Consider the following 17,628-nt stretch of genomic DNA (forward strand, 5'->3'; position numbering starts at 1 on the left):
TCAGCTCGTCACAGCCCGCTGCATAAACCGGGCAAGCCTACCACATTCATTGGCCAAGACCGACTCTGGACAACCCTCGACACAGCCTTGGAGCACGTTGTTTCATCCGCGCGGATGATGCCTGGCATGAAGCTCCTGCAGACGCGCGCGTGCCACGTGGGTGTAGATCTGCGTGGTCGACAGATCGCTGTGGCCGAGCAGCATCTGCACCACGCGCAGATCCGCACCGTGATTGAGCAGATGCGTCGCGAAGGCGTGGCGCAGCGTGTGCGGCGACAGCGACTTGGCGATGCCGGCGACCTGGGCCTGATGCTTGATCCGATGCCAGAAGGTCTGTCGCGTCATCTGCTCGCCGCGCTGGCTGGGGAAGACCACGTCGCTGGGCCTGCCGCCGAGCAGTTCGTGACGTCCGTCGCGCAGGTACCGCTCGACCCAGACCACCGCTTCCTCACCCATCGGCACCAGGCGCTCCTTGTTGCCCTTGCCCACCACGCGCAATACACCCTGGCGCAGATTGACCTGGTCCAGGGTCAGGCTGATCAACTCGGTCACGCGCAGGCCGCAGGCATACAGCACCTCGAGCATGGCGCGATCCCGCTGGCCGATCGGCTCGCTCAGATCGGGCGCCTGCAATAACGCTTCGACGTCGGCTTCGGACAACGATTTCGGCAACGGTTTGCCCAGTTGCGGCATGTCGATCTGCAGCGTCGGGTCGGCACCGATCAGCTTTTCGCGCAGCAGGTAGCGATAGAAGCCGCGCGCGCCCGACAGCAGGCGTGCCGTGGAGCGCGCCTTGTAACCCTGCTCGACCCGCCAGGCCAGGTGATCGAGCAGTACATCGCGGCCCGCCGCCTCCAGCGCGATGCCGCGCTCGTGCAACCAACCATTGAACAATGCAAGGTCGCTGCGGTAACTGTTGCGGCTGTTTTCCGATAGGCCTTTTTCCAGCCACAAGGCATCGAGAAATTGGTCGATCAGGGGGTGGTCGAGGGCAGGCATCGCAATCGCAGGGCTGTGGGGGTGCGGGGATGATAACAGGGCGCAGCGTCAGGGCGACGCCTTCGCGGGCAGAGGGCTCGCCGCCCGCCCCCCTCCCACATGAACCTTACCCACCCGTTCACGCTCGCCTACACACTTTCGCCCACAAAAAAGGCAGCCCGAAGGTTGCCTTTTCCTGCATCAGAAACAAACTGTACTCAGGACAGTTTTTCCTTGATACGTGCTGCTTTACCAGACAGGTCGCGCAGGTAGTACAGCTTGGCTTTGCGCACGTCACCACGACGTTTCACGGCCATGCTGTCGATCTGCGGGCTGTAGGTCTGGAAAGTACGCTCTACACCTACGCCGTTGGAGATTTTACGAACGGTGAAAGCACTGTTCACGCCGCGGTTGCGCTTGGCGATAACAACGCCTTCGAACGCCTGCAGACGCGAGCGATCGCCTTCCTTCACTTTCACCTGAACGACAATGGTGTCGCCCGGGGCAAAGGGAGGGATTTCTTTGGTCATCTGCTCTGCTTCGAGTGCAAGGATGATTTTGTTGGTCATGCTGTGCTCCTAAGGTAAATCGTCTGACTTACCATCGATACGTTAACTATCGTCCCGCTCGCGGAGGTACTCCGCCAGCAGCTTGTTCTCTTCTCCAGAAAGCGAGCGTCTTTCCAGAAGATCGGCACGTCGTTCGTAGGTCCGCCCAAGGGACTGCTGCAAACGCCAGCGCCGGATGTGTGCATGATTGCCGCTAAGCAATATGTCGGGAACACGCTGATCCGCATACACCTCCGGTCGGGTGTAGTGCGGGCAATCCAGCAGACCGTCGGTGAAGGAATCTTCCTCCGCGGAGTCCGCATGCCCCAAAGCTCCGGGCAGCAGCCGTGTAACCGCATCGATCAGGACCATGGCAGGCAATTCACCGCCCGACAGCACATAGTCGCCAACAGACCACTCTTCATCGACATGAGCTTCAATGAAACGCTCGTCGATGCCTTCGTACCGCCCAGCGATCAGAATCAAGGATTCGGAGGTCGCCAGTTGTTTCACCGCACCCTGTACCAGCGGCCGGCCCTGGGGCGAAAGGTAGATCACCTTCGCCGCTTCCCCTGCCGCAGCCTTGGCCTGAACCAGAGCGTCTTCCAGGGGCTTGATCTTCATCACCATTCCCGGACCACCGCCGAAGGGCCGGTCATCCACTGTGTGGTGACGGTCCGTGGTGTAGTCCCGCGGATTCCAGCAGGTCAATTGCAACAACCCCTGTTTCACCGCGCGGCTGGTAATGCCGTACTCGCTGATGGCCGAGAACATCTCGGGGAACAGGGTGATCACTTCCACGCGAAGGGTTGCCATCGCCTAGAAGTCCGCGTCCCAATCCACCCTCATCTCGCCAGCGGCCAGGTCGACCTTCAACACACATTGCGCCGTATAGGGCAACAGGCGTTCACGATCATCCAGGCTGCCCGCGCAGGGCTTCACCACCATTACATCGTTGGCGCCGGTCTCCAACAGGTGATCGACGGTGCCGAGCAATTGCTCTTGCAGGTCGATGACTTTCAGGCCCTGAAGCTGATACCAGTAGTAGTCATCTTCGGCCAGGTCGGGCAAAAGGCTGCGCGAGATGCAAATCTCGTAACCGGACAGAAGACGTGCTTCGTCGCGATCGTCCAGGCCTTTCAACTTGGCAACCAGATCCTTTTGCGTGGATCGGCCGCTGACCAGCTCTACCTGCTTGGTCACGCCTTCGCGCCGGAGCGTCCAGGAGGTGTACTGCAGCAGGTTTTCAATCGGATCGGTAAAGGAAAAGACCTTCACCTCGCCGCGAACGCCGTGTACCGAGAAAATCTTGCCGACGACGATCAAGTCATCAGCGGAATCTGGCGTCGCGTTCATATTGCTCAGGCCGCGGCCTTGGCATTTTCCTTCAGCAACTGAGCAACGCGCTCAGAAGGCTGTGCACCAACGCTCAACCAGTGGTTGACGCGCTCTTGGTTCACGGACAGACGGATTTCCTGACCACGGGCAACAGGGTTGAAGAAACCCACGTGCTCTTTGTGGGAACCGTCACGCGGGTTGCGCGAGTCGGTTACGGTCAGTTGGTAAAACGGGCGCTTTTTGGAGCCGCCACGGGCAAGACGGATGGTTAGCATTGAACATCGTTCCTGTAGTCGGTGCTGCAAATCATAATGCACAGCGGGCACACGGGTGCCCGAAAGGCCGCATATTCTCAAGGAATACACGGACATTTGCAAATGCCTTTTTCCGATAGGTCGAGGCTTGCAGCGAGGATTTGCCTATGAGCCGTTGCAAGCAACGGAGTTTGGCCACATGGCCAGGGTATTCATCGGCAAGAGGGATGTGCTTGTGGGAGCAGGCTCCCACAGGGTTCTCGTACCGACGCAATGGGTTACATCTTGGGCATGCCGCCACCGCCGCCGGGCAGCATGCCGCCCATACCGCGCATCATCTTGGCCATGCCGCCCTTGGTCGAGAACTTCTTCATCATCTTCTGCATCTGCTTGTGCTGCTTGATCAAGCGACCGATGTCCTGCACCTGGGTACCCGAGCCCATGGCGATGCGACGCTTGCGCGAGCCGCTGATCACCTCGGGGTCGCGGCGCTCGGCCGGGGTCATGGAATTGATGATGGCTTCCATCTGCTTGAACTGCTTCTCGGCAACGTTCTGGGCGTTGCCCATCTGCGAGAGGTTCACACCGCCGATGCTCGGCAGCTTGTCCATCAGGCCACCGAGGCCGCCCATGGTCTTCATCTGTACGAGCTGGTCGCGGAAGTCTTCGAGGTCGAAGCCCTTGCCCTTCTTCAGCTTCTTGGCCAGCTTGTCGGCCTTGTCCTTGTCCAGCGACTGCTCGGCTTGCTCGATCAGGCTGAGCACGTCGCCCATGCCCAGGATGCGCGAGGCGATGCGGTCGGGGTGGAACGGCTCGAGCGCTTCGCTCTTCTCGCCCATGCCGATGAACTTGATCGGCTTGCCGGTGATGGCACGCACCGACAGTGCGGCACCGCCGCGAGCGTCGCCGTCGACCTTGGTCAGGATCACACCGGTGAGCGGCAGCGCATCACCGAAGGCCTTGGCCGTGTTGGCTGCGTCCTGGCCGGTCATGGCGTCGACCACAAACAGGGTTTCGGCAGGCTTGACCGCCGCGTGCAGCTGCTGGATCTCGCCCATCATCTCGGCGTCGATGTGCAGGCGCCCGGCGGTGTCGAGGATGACCACGTCAATGAACTTGAGCTTGGCCTCGCGGATCGCGGCGTTGGCGATGTCCACGGGCTTCTGGCTGATGTCCGACGGGAAGAAGGTCACGCCGATATCGTTGGCCAGGGTTTCCAGCTGCTTGATGGCTGCCGGGCGGTAGACGTCTGCCGACACCACCATCACCGTCTTCTTCTTGCGCTCCTTGAGGTAGCGCGCCAGCTTGCCGGCGGTGGTGGTCTTGCCCGCACCCTGCAGGCCGGCCATGAGGATGACCGCCGGCGGGGTCACCGCCAGGCTCAGTTCCTCGTTGGCCGCGCCCATCATCTCGACGAGCTCGGCCTGGACGATCTTCACGAACGCCTGGCCTGGGGTCAGGCTGCGCGAAACCTCGGTGCCGACCGCACGCTCCTTGACCTTGTTGACGAAGTCCTTCACCACCGGCAAGGCGACGTCGGCTTCGAGCAGCGCCATGCGCACTTCGCGCAGGGTGTCTTTGATGTTGTCCTCGGTCAGCTTGGCTTTGCCGGTAACGTGGCGAAGCGTCTGCGAGAGGCGGTCTGTAAGGTTTTCAAACATGTCGCGATCCTTTCTGGCTCTGGTTGAGCCGAGGTTGTGGCGGCAAGAGCAGGCCGGCGATTATAACCAAGAGTGGGTGCCACGGACACTGCGCGGTATGCAGTCTTTCGTCGGCGGGCATTTGATGCCAAACTCAGGCACTTTCCGGCTTGTGCTCCACAGGACCTATGCTCCCCTTGTCACCCAGTCTAATCCCCACCCTCGCCGCCGCCTGCCTGTACGCCGCTGCGACTGCCTATCAGGCAACCCGTATCGGCCAAGGCGGCAAGGCTGACAAGCGCGTGCTCTACCTGTTCGGCTTCCTGGCCGTGATTGCCCACGGCTGCGCGTTGTTCTCGCAGTTGCTCACCCCCCTGGGGCTGAGCCTGGACTTCTTCAGCGCGGCCAGCCTGATCGCCGTGGCGGTGATCGCCCTGACCCTGCTGGCCACCAGCCAGATACCCGTGGAAAACCTGCTGGTGCTGCTGTTTCCCCTGGGTCTGGCGACCATTCTGATCGCCCAGTTCGCGCCCGGCGGGACTGCACCGCTGATCCACGAAGAGCCAGGCATTCTCACGCACATCCTGCTGTCCATCCTGGCCTATGGCATGTTCACCATCGCCGTGTTCCAGTCGTTGCTGCTGTTGCTCCAGGACCACCAGCTCAAGCACAAGCATCCGGCAGGGCTGATCAAGAATTTCCCGCCGCTGCAGACCATGGAAAGCCTGCTGTTCGGTTTCATCTGGGCCGGCTGGGCACTGCTGTCGCTGTCACTGATTTCAGGCTGGGTGTTCGTCGAGAACCTGTTCGCGCAACACCTGGTGCACAAGACCCTGCTCGCCTGCCTGGCCTGGATCGTTTTCAGCGTGCTGCTGTGGGGACGCAATCGCCTGGGCTGGCGCGGGCACAAGGCCATTCGCTGGACGCTGGCCGGCTTCTGCCTGCTGATGCTGGCCTATTTCGGCAGCAAGCTGGTTCGCGAATACATTCTGCACATCTGACAGGTCACCCATGGACACTCTGCCCCTAGGGCCGATGCTCGGCGCGCTGGCGCTGGCAATTCTCCTCGCCGCGCTGCTTTGCGCAGTGGAAGCCGCGCTGCACACGCTGGCCGCACAGCGCCCTACCGGGCGCAATGGCGATCGACCGGCGCTGCAGGCGCCGCTGCCCAGCCTGGTGCTGCTCAATACCCTGGCCCGTGCCATGGCGGTGACCCTGGGGGTAACGCTTGGCATCTATCTGCGCGGCGCCCATGGCGCCTGGCTCGGTGGCCTGGGCACCACGCTCGCCCTGCTGGTGCTGGCCGACTACCTGCCACGCCGCCTTGCCCAGCGCTACCCGCGGCCGTTCATCGGCATGGCCAATGCGTTGCTGGCGCCGCCACTCAAGCTGGTCTGGCCGCTGGCATGGCTACTGGACGGCGCCGCACGGCTGCTGGTCGTGCCCTTCGCCCGCAAGGAACCCGGCAAAGGCGCCCAGCAGGAGCCTGCCATACCGCGCAGTGTGCTGGACGAACTGGCCGCCGAAGCGCGCAGCAACAAACCGCACCTGGCCAACAGCATCCATGCGCTGGACAAGATCACCGTCAACGACATCCTGGTGCCGCGCAACGAAATCGACGGCATCAACCTGGAAGATTCGCTGGACGAGATCATCGACCAGCTGATGATCAGCCGCCATACCCGCCTGCCGGTCTTCCACAACGACATCAACCATGTCGAACGGGTGCTCAATACCCGCCAGATCAGCCACCTGCTGCCGCACCGCGAACTCACCATCGAGGCCTTGCTGGCCGCCTGCTATGAGGCTTACTTCGTTCCGGAAAGCACGCCCCTGCAGATGCAGCTGCTGAATTTCCACAAGCAGCAACGCCGATTGGGCATCGTCGTCGACGAATACGGCGAGGTGCAGGGCATCGTCACCCTGGAAGACATTCTGGAAGAGATCGTCGGCGAGTTCGAAGATGACGATGCGCTGGCCAATCCGCATATCCATCCGCAGCTGGATGGCCGCTTCGTGGTCGAAGGCCAGGCCTCCATTCGCGACATCAACAAGAGCCTGGGCTGGCACTTGCCCAGCGATGGCCCCAAGACCTTGAACGGCCTGGTCACCGAGGCGCTGGAAAGCATTCCGGCCAGCGCGGTGTGCCTGAAGATCGGTCGCTATCGCATGGAAATTCTCGAGACCGAGGAAAACCGCGCGTCACGGGTGCTTATATGGCACGCGAGCAGCCTGCCAGCAGCGTGACGGCGGTGTCGCGCCCTCGCAAAACCGGCGCCGCCGCTCGGCAGGCACCGGTCGACTCAGACCTTACAGTTCGACCTTGACCGCTTGCGAGGCGCGCGTGGCCTTGGCCCGGGCTGCCTCGATCGATTCGTCGCGGGCCAGGGCCACGCCCATGCGCCGTTGCCCATTGACCTCGGGCTTGCCGAACAGACGCAGCGCCGTATCCGGTTCGGCCAGTGCCGCGCCGAGGTTGTCGAAGGCGGTCTGGCGAGAGTTGCCTTCGACCAGGATCACCGCCGAGGCGGATGGCCCGAACTGACGAACCAGCGGGATCGGCAACCCGAGAATGGCGCGTGCGTGCAAGGCGAACTGGGACAGATCCTGGGAAATCAGGGTGACCAGGCCGGTATCGTGCGGACGCGGCGAGACCTCGCTGAACCACACCTGATCACCCTTGATGAACAGTTCGACGCCGAACAGGCCGCGCCCACCCAGGGCTTCAGTCACTGCACGCGCCACCCGCTCCGACTCGGCCAGGGCCACCGGGCTCATCGCCTGGGGCTGCCAGGACTCTTGATAGTCGCCCTTCTCCTGCCGGTGGCCAACCGGTGCGCAGAACGTCGTCCCGCCAACGTGGCGGACGGTCAGCAAGGTGATCTCGTAGTCGAAGTCGATGAAACCTTCGATGATCACACGGCCCTTGCCGGCGCGGCCGCCCTCCTGGGCATAGTCCCACGCTTCCTGCACATCGGCCGCCGAGCGCAGCAGGCTCTGGCCCTTGCCCGAAGAGCTCATGACCGGCTTGACCACGCACGGGAAACCCAGGTCCTGCACGGCCCGCGCGTAGTCTTCGAAGGTGTCGGCAAAATGGTACGGCGAGGTCGGCAGGTCCAGCTCTTCGGCGGCCAGGCGGCGAATGCCCTCGCGGTTCATGGTCAGCTGGGCTGCGCGCGCAGTCGGCACCACGGTGAAGCCTTCGGACTCCAGCTCCACCAGCGTGGCGGTGGCGATGGCCTCGATCTCGGGCACGATGTAGTGCGGTTTTTCCGCTTCGATGACCGACCGCAAGGCGGCGCCATCGAGCATGTTGATGACGTGGCTGCGATGGGCCACTTGCATGGCCGGCGCATCGGCGTAACGGTCTACGGCGATGACTTCGACGCCCAGGCGTTGCAGCTCGATCACCACTTCCTTGCCCAGCTCGCCGCAGCCGCACAGCAGTACGCGGGTCGCGGTCGGCGACAGGGGGGTTCCGATACGGGTCATTTCAGGTCCTCAGGGAATCGTCTGGATCGAGGGGCAGCACGCAGGCCGACCCGACAGGGGCGGGCATTTTAACTCAACGCGGCTTTGCGTGCGCCAGTCTCGCCGCCCACAGGCAAGGGCCGGATCAGCCGCCCGCAAATACCAGGCCCTGGGCCACGGCTCGCTCATGGGCGAGGCGCAGCACGGCGCGGCGCTGGTCGTCGCTCATGCGCCCCCACTGGGTAATTTCCGCGGCGGTGCGCTGGCAGCCCGTGCACACATCCTGCTCATCCAGGGCGCAGACACTGATGCAGGGAGACTTGACCGGCTTGGGCAGAGGGTTCACGAGTCCTGCTCGATCAGTTCGCGAGCATAGCGCTGGGCATTGTGCACATAGTGCGCGGCGCTGGCTTCGAGCATGCGCTTCTGGGCTTCGCTCAGCTCACGCACGACCTTGCCCGGGGAGCCCATGACCAGCGATCCATCGGGAATTTCCTTACCCTCGGCAATCAGCGAGTTGGCGCCGATGATGCAGTGCTTGCCGATCCTGGCGCCGTTGAGAATGACGGCGTTGATCCCGATCAGGCTGAAGTCGTCCACAGTGCAGCCATGCAGCATGGCATTGTGGCCAATGGTCACGCCGCGACCGATGGTCAGCGGCACGCCGGCATCGGTATGCATCACGGTGCCGTCCTGCACGTTGCTGTGCTCGCCGATGTCGATCAGCTCGTTGTCGCCGCGCAGCACGGCGCCGAACCACACGCTGGCCCCGGCCTGCAGGCGCACCTTGCCGATGAGGGTGGCATTGGGTGCGACCCAGCTGTCGGGATGGGTTTCGACGCGCGAGTCGCCCAGACGGTATTTCATGTGATCTCCTCGACGCGGCAATGGTCGGCACGGCGCCCCGCCGCACTACGTTCAGATGACGGTCAGATGGCGGTGTAATGCTCGGGAGGCCGATGCAGGCTGATCCGGGCGTCATACATAAGGTTGACGAGTTCGACGATCATGATCGCCGACAATCCCCATATCTTGTACTCGCCGAAGCGATAGCTGGGCACGTACCAGCTGCGACCCTGGTAATCGATGCGGTGGGTGTGCTCGCGTGGGTCCTGCCGAAAGAACTCCAGCGGCACGGAAAACACCGCGGCGATTTCGGCATCGTTGGGTCGGTATTCGACATAGTCGGGAATGATGCCCACGAATGGCGTGACCTTGAGCCCGTGCTTGGACACCAGCGGGCTGAGCGGACCGATGATTTCCACCAGCCCGGGCGGCAGGCCGATTTCCTCTTCGGCTTCGCGCAGAGCGGTGAATATCAGGTCAGGGTCTTGCGGGTCGCGGCGTCCGCCGGGGAAAGCCACTTCGCCACCATGGGTCGAGAGCCCCGAGGCGCGCAGTGTCAGCACCAGCTCGGGCTCGTCGCTGCGGGTGATGGGCAGCAACACGGCCGCTTCGGGAAAACGGCTGTCGGTTTCCAGTGTGCGTGGGGTATGGTTGCTCACTCGGCGAAGTAGCTCGTCCAGCATGGCGTTTCTCGATCCGTGGCCTGCTGGCATGATGCACCAAAAGCCGCTGGCAGCCCAAGCTCGATTTGCCGTGCCGCAGGCTTGCGGCACCTCGGCACTACGGCCAAGATAGCGGCAGCCATCAAGGATCTGAGCATGAATTTCTGCAGCCATTGCGGCAACCCGGTAACCCTGCGCATCCCTACCGGCGATACTCGCCCCCGATTCGTCTGCGGGCATTGCCACCTCGTCCATTACCAGAATCCCAAAGTGGTCGCGGGCTGCATCGCCGTGTGGCAGGACCAGGTCTTGCTGTGCCGCCGGGCCATCGAGCCGCGCCGTGGTTTCTGGACCCTGCCGGCAGGCTTCATGGAAAACGGCGAAACGCTGCAACAGGCTGCCAGCCGGGAAACCGTCGAAGAAGCCTGCGCACAGGTGACCAACCTTGCGTTGTACACCGTGTTCGATCTGCCGCACATCAGCCAGGTGCAGGTGTTCTACCGAGCCGAAATGTCCGAGCCTTCGTTTGCCGTGGGCGAGGAAAGCCTGGAAGTGGGCTTGTTCGCGCAAAATCAGATCCCTTGGGCGGAGCTGGCTTTCCCCACCGTCGGCCGTACCTTAGAATACTATTTCGCCGACCGGCTGGAGCACAGCTACCCGGTTCGCAACGAGTGCCTGGGGCCGCTGCTCGCGCGCTGGCCACAGGCCTGACCCATCGCACCGGCGCCAGCGGCGCGTTTCCATTGCAGGAATATCCCATAGATGCGTTGCCTGACCGCCCTGTTCTGCCTGTGCTTCGCCGTGAGCGCCCAGGCTGCCTTCACCGTTACCGTTGAACGCAAGCCGGTCGACCAGATCGCCCCTGCGGTGCAATCGAGCAAGCGCCTGGGCGTGGACCCGATCGACAAGGTGCTGGTGCTCAAGACCAGTCGCCAGTTGCAGTTGATCAGCGGTGGCGAGCCGCTCAAGAGTTACCGCATCTCGCTGGGCAAGCAACCCCAGGGCGCGAAGGCGCGCGAGGGCGACAAGCGCACGCCCGAGGGCTTCTACTGGCTCGACTGGCGCAAGGTCAGCGATCGCTTCAACCTGGCGATGCACGTTTCCTATCCCAACATCAGCGACTCGGCCCGCGCCCGCCGCGAGGGCGTTCCACCGGGCAGCATGATCATGATCCACGGCACGCCGATCGACGAGGAGTACCCGGAATGGTACTTCGCCACCCTGGACTGGACCGATGGCTGTATCGCCATGAAGAACGACGACATGCGGGAGGTGTGGAGCCTGGTCAAGGACGGCACGATGATCGAGATCCGGCCGTGAGCACGGCGTTCTCTTTACCGACCCAGCCTTGACCTTCCTTCAGCTGTCATAGGAACCATCCTACAACTGGTTCCTTTTTCGAATCCGCCCTTTCCTACTGTCTGTCAGATTCTTCCTACCAACAACCCCTCTCCCCTGCCCGTTCCCTGGGAAGTCCCCCCTCTTAAAGTGGCCGCCTATTGATTGGTCGACGATTGGGGCTGGGCTGCAATGACGATTTTCCGCAAGGACCGGCTGTTATCCGCACTGCTTTTCGCACCCGCCATGGCGCTGGGCGAAACCGGCGCGCAACCGCTGAATGACCAGATCCTGCGTCAGTTCGATACCCAGCGCCACGAGCGCGCCGCTGCCGAACAGGCGCAACGGCTGGAAACCCTTCGTGAAGACGCGGCGGAGCCAGCCAGCCGCGCACCGCAGCGGGTCGAGCAAGGTGATGGCGAGTGCTGGCCGGTGTCCGCGGTGCGCGTGCAGGACAACCAGCTGCTGGACACCGCTGCGCTGCAAGGTGTCCTGCAGCCATGGGTGGCGCCGTGCAGCGGCGTCGATGACATCAACCAGATGCTGCTGGCCTTGACCGGTGCCTACGTGAAGGCCGGCTATATCGCCGCCAGGCCCTATATCGTTCGCATGCCCGCAGCAGATGGCGAGCTGGTCATCGCCATGCTCGAAGGCTTCATCGAATCCATTGAAATCGCCGACGGCAGTGACGACCTGGCGCTGGGCAGCGCTTTCCCTGGGATGATCGGTCGCCCGCTCAAGCTCACCGATGTGGAAAGTGGCCTGGACCAGCTCAACCGGCTGCGCTCCGTCGACCTGATCCTGGACATCGCTCCCGGCGAGCAGGTGGGGGGTACGCGAATCGTTCTGCGCCCACAGGGCACGCACAAATCCTGGACCCTGGGCACCGGACTGAACAACCGTGGCAGCGATGCATCGGGGCGCCACCAGGCACAGCTGAGCCTGAGCCTGGACAACCCGTTTCGTCTCAATGATTCGCTGGCTGCCAGCTATGCCAACAGCCTGGACGGTGGATCGGGCCGCAGTCGCCAAGGCGGGATGTTCTACGAAATACCCTACGGGCGCTGGACCCTGAACGCTTCGGCGAGTCGTTTCGAATCCCGCGCCCCGCTGCCCAACCGCCATGAGGTGGCGCAGAGCCTGGACAGCTATGGCCTGAAGCTGGATCGCAGCCTGTGGCGCAACCAGACGACCCTGCTCAATGGGCACCTGCGCCTGGACCAGACCCGTACCGATCTGCTGTTCGACGGCACTACCGTACGCAACGGTCGCACCACGCTGAGCGTCGCCAGCGTCGGGCTCAACCTGACTCACCTGGGTGATTCGGTGTGGAGTGGCGCCCTCGGCTACTCCCGCGGGCAGGGTTGGCTGGGGGGCGATCGCACACCCCTGCGGCATGACGCGCCGCAACCGCACTTCGAAAAATACCGAGGTACCGTCACTCGCCGATCGCTGTTCGATCTGCTCGATCGACGTTGGGCGTGGAGCAGCGAACTGGACATGCAGTACAGCCCAGACCCGCTACCGAGCCTGGAGCAGATGCGCCTGGCCGGCAGCGCCAGCGTGCGCGGCTATCGCCTGGACAGCCAGCCGGTCTCCAAGGGGGCCACGTTGCGCAACACCCTCAGCACTTCGCAGCTACTCGCCCAAGGCCTGTACCTGATCCCCCAAGCGGGGCTGGACTCGGGCTGGGGCCGGCACACGTACAACCAGGTCGAGACCCAGCACGCCATCGGCTTGAGCGCCGGGGCCACCCTGAGCTGGGCAGACGGCCAGATCACTCTGGATTATCAGCGCGGCCTGCATCGGCGTGCCAGCGCTTCGTCGGAACCAGGTTTCTGGACCTTCGGGCTTTCGCAAGTCTTCTGAAAAACAGGTAGATATCCCCATGACCAAACCATCACGTTGTGTTCAGCGCGACGCCTTGCGCCTGGCAATCGCCGGTGTCGTACTGGCGCCTTACATGGCCAGCGCCGACGTCATCCAGCCGGCCTTCGAGCCGGGTGCCAAACCGATCGTCATGACCAATGCCGGTGCCGCCCCGATTGTCGACATCGTGGCGCCCAATGCCGCCGGTCTTTCGCACAACCGCTACGAGCAATACAACGTCGGTGTCCCCGGCGTGGTGCTGAACAACAGCCTGCAGGCCGGCCGTGCGCACGTCGCCGGCGAATTCTTGAATGTGCGGGCCAACGGCCAGTTCAAGGGCCAGGCGGCAAGCACCATTCTCAACGAAGTGATCGGCCGACGCCGCTCCGACATCAACGGTGAACAAGTGATCTTCGGCCAAGCGGCCGACTATGTACTGAGCAACCCCAACGGGATTTCGCTCAATGGCGCACGGATCAACCTGCAAATGGACAAACAGGCGACCTTTCTGGTTGGCCGGCCGCAGATCGAGAACGGCAGAATCACCGGGCTCAATACCGACGGTGGTATCGACCCCCGCACCGCGCTGAAGGTAGACACCCGCGGGGTGACCGTGAACGGCGGTTCGCTGGCCTTGATCGCCCCCACGATCGACCAGCGCGGGCCGATCAGCGCAGCGCAGAAGCTCGACATTCTGTTGGGCACACACAAGGTCGATGCCAGCGATCTGAAGGTCAGCCACGTCCAGCAGAACGCGTTCAGTACCGACGCGCGCCTGATGGGCGCCATGCACGCCAATCGCATCAATATTCTGAGCACCCGCGAAGGTGCCGGCATCAACATGGGCATCAGTCGGACCGCAGCGCGTGAAGGCATCGAGATCGCTTCGCAGGGCGCACTGAACATGATCAGCACCGCCAAGCGCGATGGCTTGGCCACGCAGGGTGTACTCGACGCCGGCGCTGGCGATGTGCGGCTGAGCTCGGCAGCGAACCTGAACATCAAGTCGGTGGCGATCAGTGGCGCGTCGATCAGCGCCGACGCCGGTGCCGATCTGAACCTGGATACGTTGACCCGCACCGTCGAATCCAGCCGCAGGAGCGGTGTGGAGAACGACTGGTACATCCTGCCTGCAGGGGCGACCACTACCACCGTCGAGCTGACGCATACCGAGCATCTGGCGAATGCGCTGAACGCCACGCAGTCCGTGACCCTGACTGCGGGCAACGATGCCAGGCTCGCCGCCACCCACGTCAACAGCCTCGGCGACGTAGACATTGGCGCGGGCAATACGCTGGAGCTGACCGCCAACGTCGACCGCAGGCTTGACCGCGTCACCGTCAGCAACCGACGCCAGGGCGCTCAACGCCTGGACAGCACGGCCACCCAGACCACTCAGAGCGCAGCCTCGACGCTGATCGACGGCCAATCGATCAGCCTCACGGGACGGGCAATAACAGTCATGGGCAGCGACTTGAACAGTCGCAGCGACCTCAACATCGCAGCAACCGAAGCGGTGGAGATCGGTACCGTCGTTCTGCATGGCTCGGTTGCGCAGGACAGTCGCGAGGGCCACGTGATCGTCCGCCGTTCGGCGACCGAACTGCACGACCGCGAGCAGACCCTGGACCACCGCGGCAGCCGGCTTGCCGCAGGCAATGGCAAGCTCGCCGCCCAGGCCGATCGCGTGGACCTGATAGCCGCGCAGCTGGAGGCCCGGGACATTGACCTGCGAAGCCTTGCGCAAGACCTCAGGGTACAAGGTGCCCAAGCCCACCAGCGTATCGAGAATGCGCGCCAGGACACCGCGCTGTTCAGCGCGTCCGACCGCCGCTACGACCGCAGGCAAAGTACCTATCAAGGCAGCTCCCTCAGCGCCAGTGGCGCCCTGCTTCTGGACGGCAAGCGCGACACCCTGATCGTGGGATCGAGCCTTGCCACCGCTGGCGATCTGACGGTCAAGGCCGAGCGCAACCTGATGGTCGCTGCCGGCCAGCAGAGCAGCGAATCCACCCTCAAGGGCAAGGACTGGAAACTGACCGTTTTCGGCGAACAGACCACGCCAGGCTCCGGCCAGCCAGGCGACGCACAGGGATCTGCCGGGCAGTGGGACGCCGGTGCCGGGATGCGCCAACAGTGGACGCTGGACACCGCCCGGCTGAACACGCATCAAGCCAGCCAGCTCAAGGGCGGTAACGTCGCACTCGAGGCCGGGCAGGGCCTGGCCATCGTCGGCTCGTCGGTACAAGCCGAACAGAACGTGCTGCTCGATGCCGATGACATGCGCATTCTGGCCACCGAGGCGCAACGCAGTTTCCGCAACCAGGAAACCGGAAGAACGGTGGGTTACGAGATCACTGCGGGCGTTGACCGTTTCGGTACCGGCGCCGCTTTCGCCTTGCAGACCGACACCGACGGCCGCAGCGAGAACGTAAACACGCGCAGCTCGATCAAGGCCGGCAACGACGTACGCCTGACCGCGAAGGCACTGACCACCCAGGCCGCGCAGGTGGAAGCAGGCCAGTTGTTGAAGGTGCGCGCCGACCGTGTCCACAATCAGGCCGTTACCGACAGCACCAAGACCGCCCTGGACTACAACAAGATCAAGCTCAGTGCGGGCAGCTCGCTGGACTACGGCGCCATTACCCGTCAGGTACAGAAGCTGTGGAGCGGGGTCGACCAGACCAGCCTGTATGCCAGTGGCCTGGAGGATGGCCTGCTGCCGTGGAGCGTGGGCATCAATCTCAAGGGTGACTACCTGGACCGCAATACCCAGTCGCTGACGCACATTGCCCGGGTGTCGCAGTTCAAGGGGGGTGAGCTCGATATCGCTGTGACCGGCAAGCTGCACGATATCGGTACCCAGTACGAAAGCACGATCGGCGCCATCGCGCTGAGCGCGGACAGGCATGTCATGGACGCTGCCAGAAACAGCGTGCGTAGCGCAATCGACGCGTTGGGGGTGGACGCCATTGCCAGGCTGGAAACCTCGACCGGCGCCGACTGGGCCATGGGCGCCGCAGCCCGCGGTCACAGCAGCGCACAATACAAGACGGTGGATACGGCAGTAGTCGGCAGTCTGCTCGGCAACAACGGCATCCGTATCCAGCTGGGCACCGATGGCCTGTATGAAGGCACGGTCATGAGCAGTGTGCAGGGGCCAATCCAGATCCACAGCGGCGGTAACCTGCAGTTCCTGCAAGCCGGCAACAGTATCGTCAAGCATGACGATGGCACGCGCGGGCGGGGCGCAGCGCAGCTCAATGGGGTGGTCGCACCAGCCCCTGTGGTTCAGGGTGGCGCCATCGGCGGCAGCGGGCAATACACCGTACTCGACAGTACCCAGACCTTCGCCGTCGGCGCCAGGCTGGACACCCCCGGCGCCGTTACATTGAGCGCGCAAGGCAACGTGATGCTGCAGGGCACTGCCATCGGCTCGCAACAGACGCCGGTGGGCAGCCTGTCGATCGACGCTGGCCAGAGTGTCGTGGCACTGGCCGGCATCGACACTGCCAGGGCCCAAGGCAATGTCTATGGCGGCAGCGGTTCGCTCAAGGTCAGCGCCAGGCCATCGACAGGCGGCTTGCCGGTGGCAGGCAGCGCAGGCTTCGAATTCGGTCAGACTGCGGAGGATTCGGCACTGCGTCGCGGCGCACAGTGGCATGTGCTCAACGACATGGCGGTCACGGCAGGCAGTGACCATGCGGCAGCGATACTGCTCGAAGGCCTGCACGCCACGGCCGACCGGATCAAGCTGGACGCACGCAAGGGGGGTATCGCCGTGATCGCCGCGCGGTCGACCAGCGATCGCGACAACAAGCTGATTTCCGCCACCTTCAGCCTGGGTGGCCATTCAGGCGGCGCGAAGCAGTCCTACGCACTCGATGAGTTCAACGTTCAGTTCAAGCTCGACTACGACAAGCTCAAGAGCGACACCTATGCCAACGCCAGGCTCACCGCGGGCACAGTGGAATACAACAGCCCGGGCGAGCTGTTGCTGGGCGGCGCGCAAGTGCATGCCGGCACAATAAGCGGTTCGGTGGGCAGCCTGCGGGCAGTCAGCGTCAGGGACAACGTTGACGCGACCAAGGTCAATGCCGAGGCCGAAGTCGGCAAGGGTGGCGATCCGTGGGGCGCGATCGGCAGCCTGGCAAAGCTGGCAGGCGAGTGGGGGAGCAAGGGCAAGCAGCGCCTGGACCAGTTGAATGCCGCCTACTCCACCGATATCTCGGCCAAGCTGGGCTTCGACATGCGTCGCGAACTGCGCGATACCGTGGCCCAGAGTACCGTACTCAATGGCCGCGACACCCTGGGCCTGGAGGTCTTGGGGACAACCCAGTTGGTCGGCGCACAATTGCAGACCAGCGGCACTGCGCTGCATCCGGACCCGAACTCGATGCAGACCAGTGACCTGACTGCGCGCGACCGACTGGTAACGGTCTCCCTGCTGGCGCTGACGCCGTCACTGGGTGCGATCAAGGACCTGTACAGCCATCTGCAGAAGGACAAGCCCGAAGAGGTGATGATCGATACCGGGCTGTTCCGCGCCGGCGGGCACAACCGCACTCAGTATCTGACAGGGGGCGTGGAAAAACTCGCGCTCTGAGCATGACTCTCCGCCGGCCCGACATCCGTTTGGGCCGCATCCTACGATGGGCCGCGCGCGCTGCCGCTATCGCGTCCG

The 17,628-nt window shown here is 63.4% G+C and carries 16 protein-coding genes; 6 read left to right on the forward strand and 10 right to left on the reverse strand.

Going from position 1 to position 17,628, the window contains the following annotated elements:
- Positions 1 to 102 precede the first annotated feature (102 nt).
- From xerD to ffh, 6 genes are all read right to left on the reverse strand, one after another.
- Positions 103 to 999, reverse strand: coding sequence for a site-specific tyrosine recombinase XerD (xerD, locus tag IFU31_RS06885; protein WP_122475089.1), 897 nt, complete (start codon positions 997 to 999; stop codon positions 103 to 105).
- A gap of 197 nt (positions 1,000 to 1,196) precedes the next feature.
- Complete coding sequence (gene rplS / locus IFU31_RS06890; RefSeq protein WP_043193039.1) at positions 1,197 to 1,547, reverse strand: 50S ribosomal protein L19; 351 nt, start codon at positions 1,545 to 1,547, stop codon at positions 1,197 to 1,199.
- A 42-nt stretch (positions 1,548 to 1,589) separates the two neighbouring features.
- Positions 1,590 to 2,342, reverse strand: a complete 753-nt coding sequence (trmD, locus tag IFU31_RS06895; RefSeq protein ID WP_122475091.1) for a tRNA (guanosine(37)-N1)-methyltransferase TrmD — start codon at positions 2,340 to 2,342, stop codon at positions 1,590 to 1,592.
- 3 nt (positions 2,343 to 2,345) lie between these two features.
- On the reverse strand, positions 2,346 to 2,882 hold the full coding sequence (gene rimM / locus IFU31_RS06900; RefSeq protein ID WP_122475093.1) for a ribosome maturation factor RimM: 537 nt from the start codon (positions 2,880 to 2,882) through the stop codon (positions 2,346 to 2,348).
- 5 nt (positions 2,883 to 2,887) lie between these two features.
- Positions 2,888 to 3,139 (reverse strand): 30S ribosomal protein S16, encoded by a 252-nt coding sequence (gene rpsP / locus IFU31_RS06905; protein ID WP_043193034.1) that lies wholly within the window; start codon positions 3,137 to 3,139, stop codon positions 2,888 to 2,890.
- Between the two features lie 257 nt (positions 3,140 to 3,396).
- Complete coding sequence (gene ffh, locus IFU31_RS06910; protein WP_122475095.1) at positions 3,397 to 4,779, reverse strand: signal recognition particle protein; 1,383 nt, start codon at positions 4,777 to 4,779, stop codon at positions 3,397 to 3,399.
- A 167-nt stretch (positions 4,780 to 4,946) separates the two neighbouring features.
- Here ffh and IFU31_RS06915 point away from each other — a divergent pair, with 167 nt between their 5' ends.
- Both IFU31_RS06915 and IFU31_RS06920 read left to right on the forward strand, forming a co-directional pair.
- The gene (locus tag IFU31_RS06915) at positions 4,947 to 5,759 is read left to right on the forward strand and encodes a cytochrome C assembly family protein (RefSeq protein WP_122475097.1); all 813 of its coding nucleotides are present in this window, start codon (positions 4,947 to 4,949) and stop codon (positions 5,757 to 5,759) included.
- Between the two features lie 10 nt (positions 5,760 to 5,769).
- On the forward strand, positions 5,770 to 7,005 hold the full coding sequence (locus IFU31_RS06920; RefSeq protein ID WP_122475098.1) for a transporter associated domain-containing protein: 1,236 nt from the start codon (positions 5,770 to 5,772) through the stop codon (positions 7,003 to 7,005).
- Between the two features lie 63 nt (positions 7,006 to 7,068).
- Here IFU31_RS06920 and purT read toward each other — a convergent pair whose 3' ends face one another.
- The 4 genes from purT to IFU31_RS06940 form a co-directional block, all read right to left on the reverse strand.
- Positions 7,069 to 8,250, reverse strand: a complete 1,182-nt coding sequence (purT, locus tag IFU31_RS06925; RefSeq protein WP_122475100.1) for a formate-dependent phosphoribosylglycinamide formyltransferase — start codon at positions 8,248 to 8,250, stop codon at positions 7,069 to 7,071.
- A 124-nt stretch (positions 8,251 to 8,374) separates the two neighbouring features.
- Positions 8,375 to 8,575: a DUF1289 domain-containing protein gene (locus IFU31_RS06930; protein ID WP_192054624.1), complete on the reverse strand. Its 201-nt coding sequence runs from the start codon at positions 8,573 to 8,575 to the stop codon at positions 8,375 to 8,377.
- Positions 8,572 to 9,096, reverse strand: coding sequence for a gamma carbonic anhydrase family protein (locus IFU31_RS06935; RefSeq protein WP_122475104.1), 525 nt, complete (start codon positions 9,094 to 9,096; stop codon positions 8,572 to 8,574). The genes IFU31_RS06930 and IFU31_RS06935 overlap by 4 nt, the downstream gene beginning before the upstream one ends.
- Before the next feature lie 62 nt (positions 9,097 to 9,158).
- Complete coding sequence (locus tag IFU31_RS06940) at positions 9,159 to 9,758, reverse strand: CoA pyrophosphatase (protein WP_122475105.1); 600 nt, start codon at positions 9,756 to 9,758, stop codon at positions 9,159 to 9,161.
- A 135-nt stretch (positions 9,759 to 9,893) separates the two neighbouring features.
- On the opposite strand from IFU31_RS06940, the gene IFU31_RS06945 reads away from it, so the two are divergent.
- The 4 genes from IFU31_RS06945 (at position 9,894) to IFU31_RS06960 (ending at position 17,550) form a co-directional block, all read left to right on the forward strand.
- Positions 9,894 to 10,448: an NUDIX hydrolase gene (locus IFU31_RS06945; RefSeq protein ID WP_192102595.1), complete on the forward strand. Its 555-nt coding sequence runs from the start codon at positions 9,894 to 9,896 to the stop codon at positions 10,446 to 10,448.
- 51 nt (positions 10,449 to 10,499) lie between these two features.
- The gene (locus IFU31_RS06950) at positions 10,500 to 11,057 is read left to right on the forward strand and encodes a L,D-transpeptidase family protein (protein WP_122475109.1); all 558 of its coding nucleotides are present in this window, start codon (positions 10,500 to 10,502) and stop codon (positions 11,055 to 11,057) included.
- 210 nt (positions 11,058 to 11,267) lie between these two features.
- The gene (locus IFU31_RS06955) at positions 11,268 to 12,944 is read left to right on the forward strand and encodes a ShlB/FhaC/HecB family hemolysin secretion/activation protein (protein WP_192102596.1); all 1,677 of its coding nucleotides are present in this window, start codon (positions 11,268 to 11,270) and stop codon (positions 12,942 to 12,944) included.
- 19 nt (positions 12,945 to 12,963) lie between these two features.
- Positions 12,964 to 17,550: a hemagglutinin repeat-containing protein gene (locus IFU31_RS06960; RefSeq protein WP_192102597.1), complete on the forward strand. Its 4,587-nt coding sequence runs from the start codon at positions 12,964 to 12,966 to the stop codon at positions 17,548 to 17,550.
- Positions 17,551 to 17,628 lie beyond the last annotated feature (78 nt).

It is taken from the genome of Pseudomonas sp. CFBP 13602 (assembly GCF_014842725.1).
Lineage (GTDB): Bacteria > Pseudomonadota > Gammaproteobacteria > Pseudomonadales > Pseudomonadaceae > Aquipseudomonas > Aquipseudomonas baltica.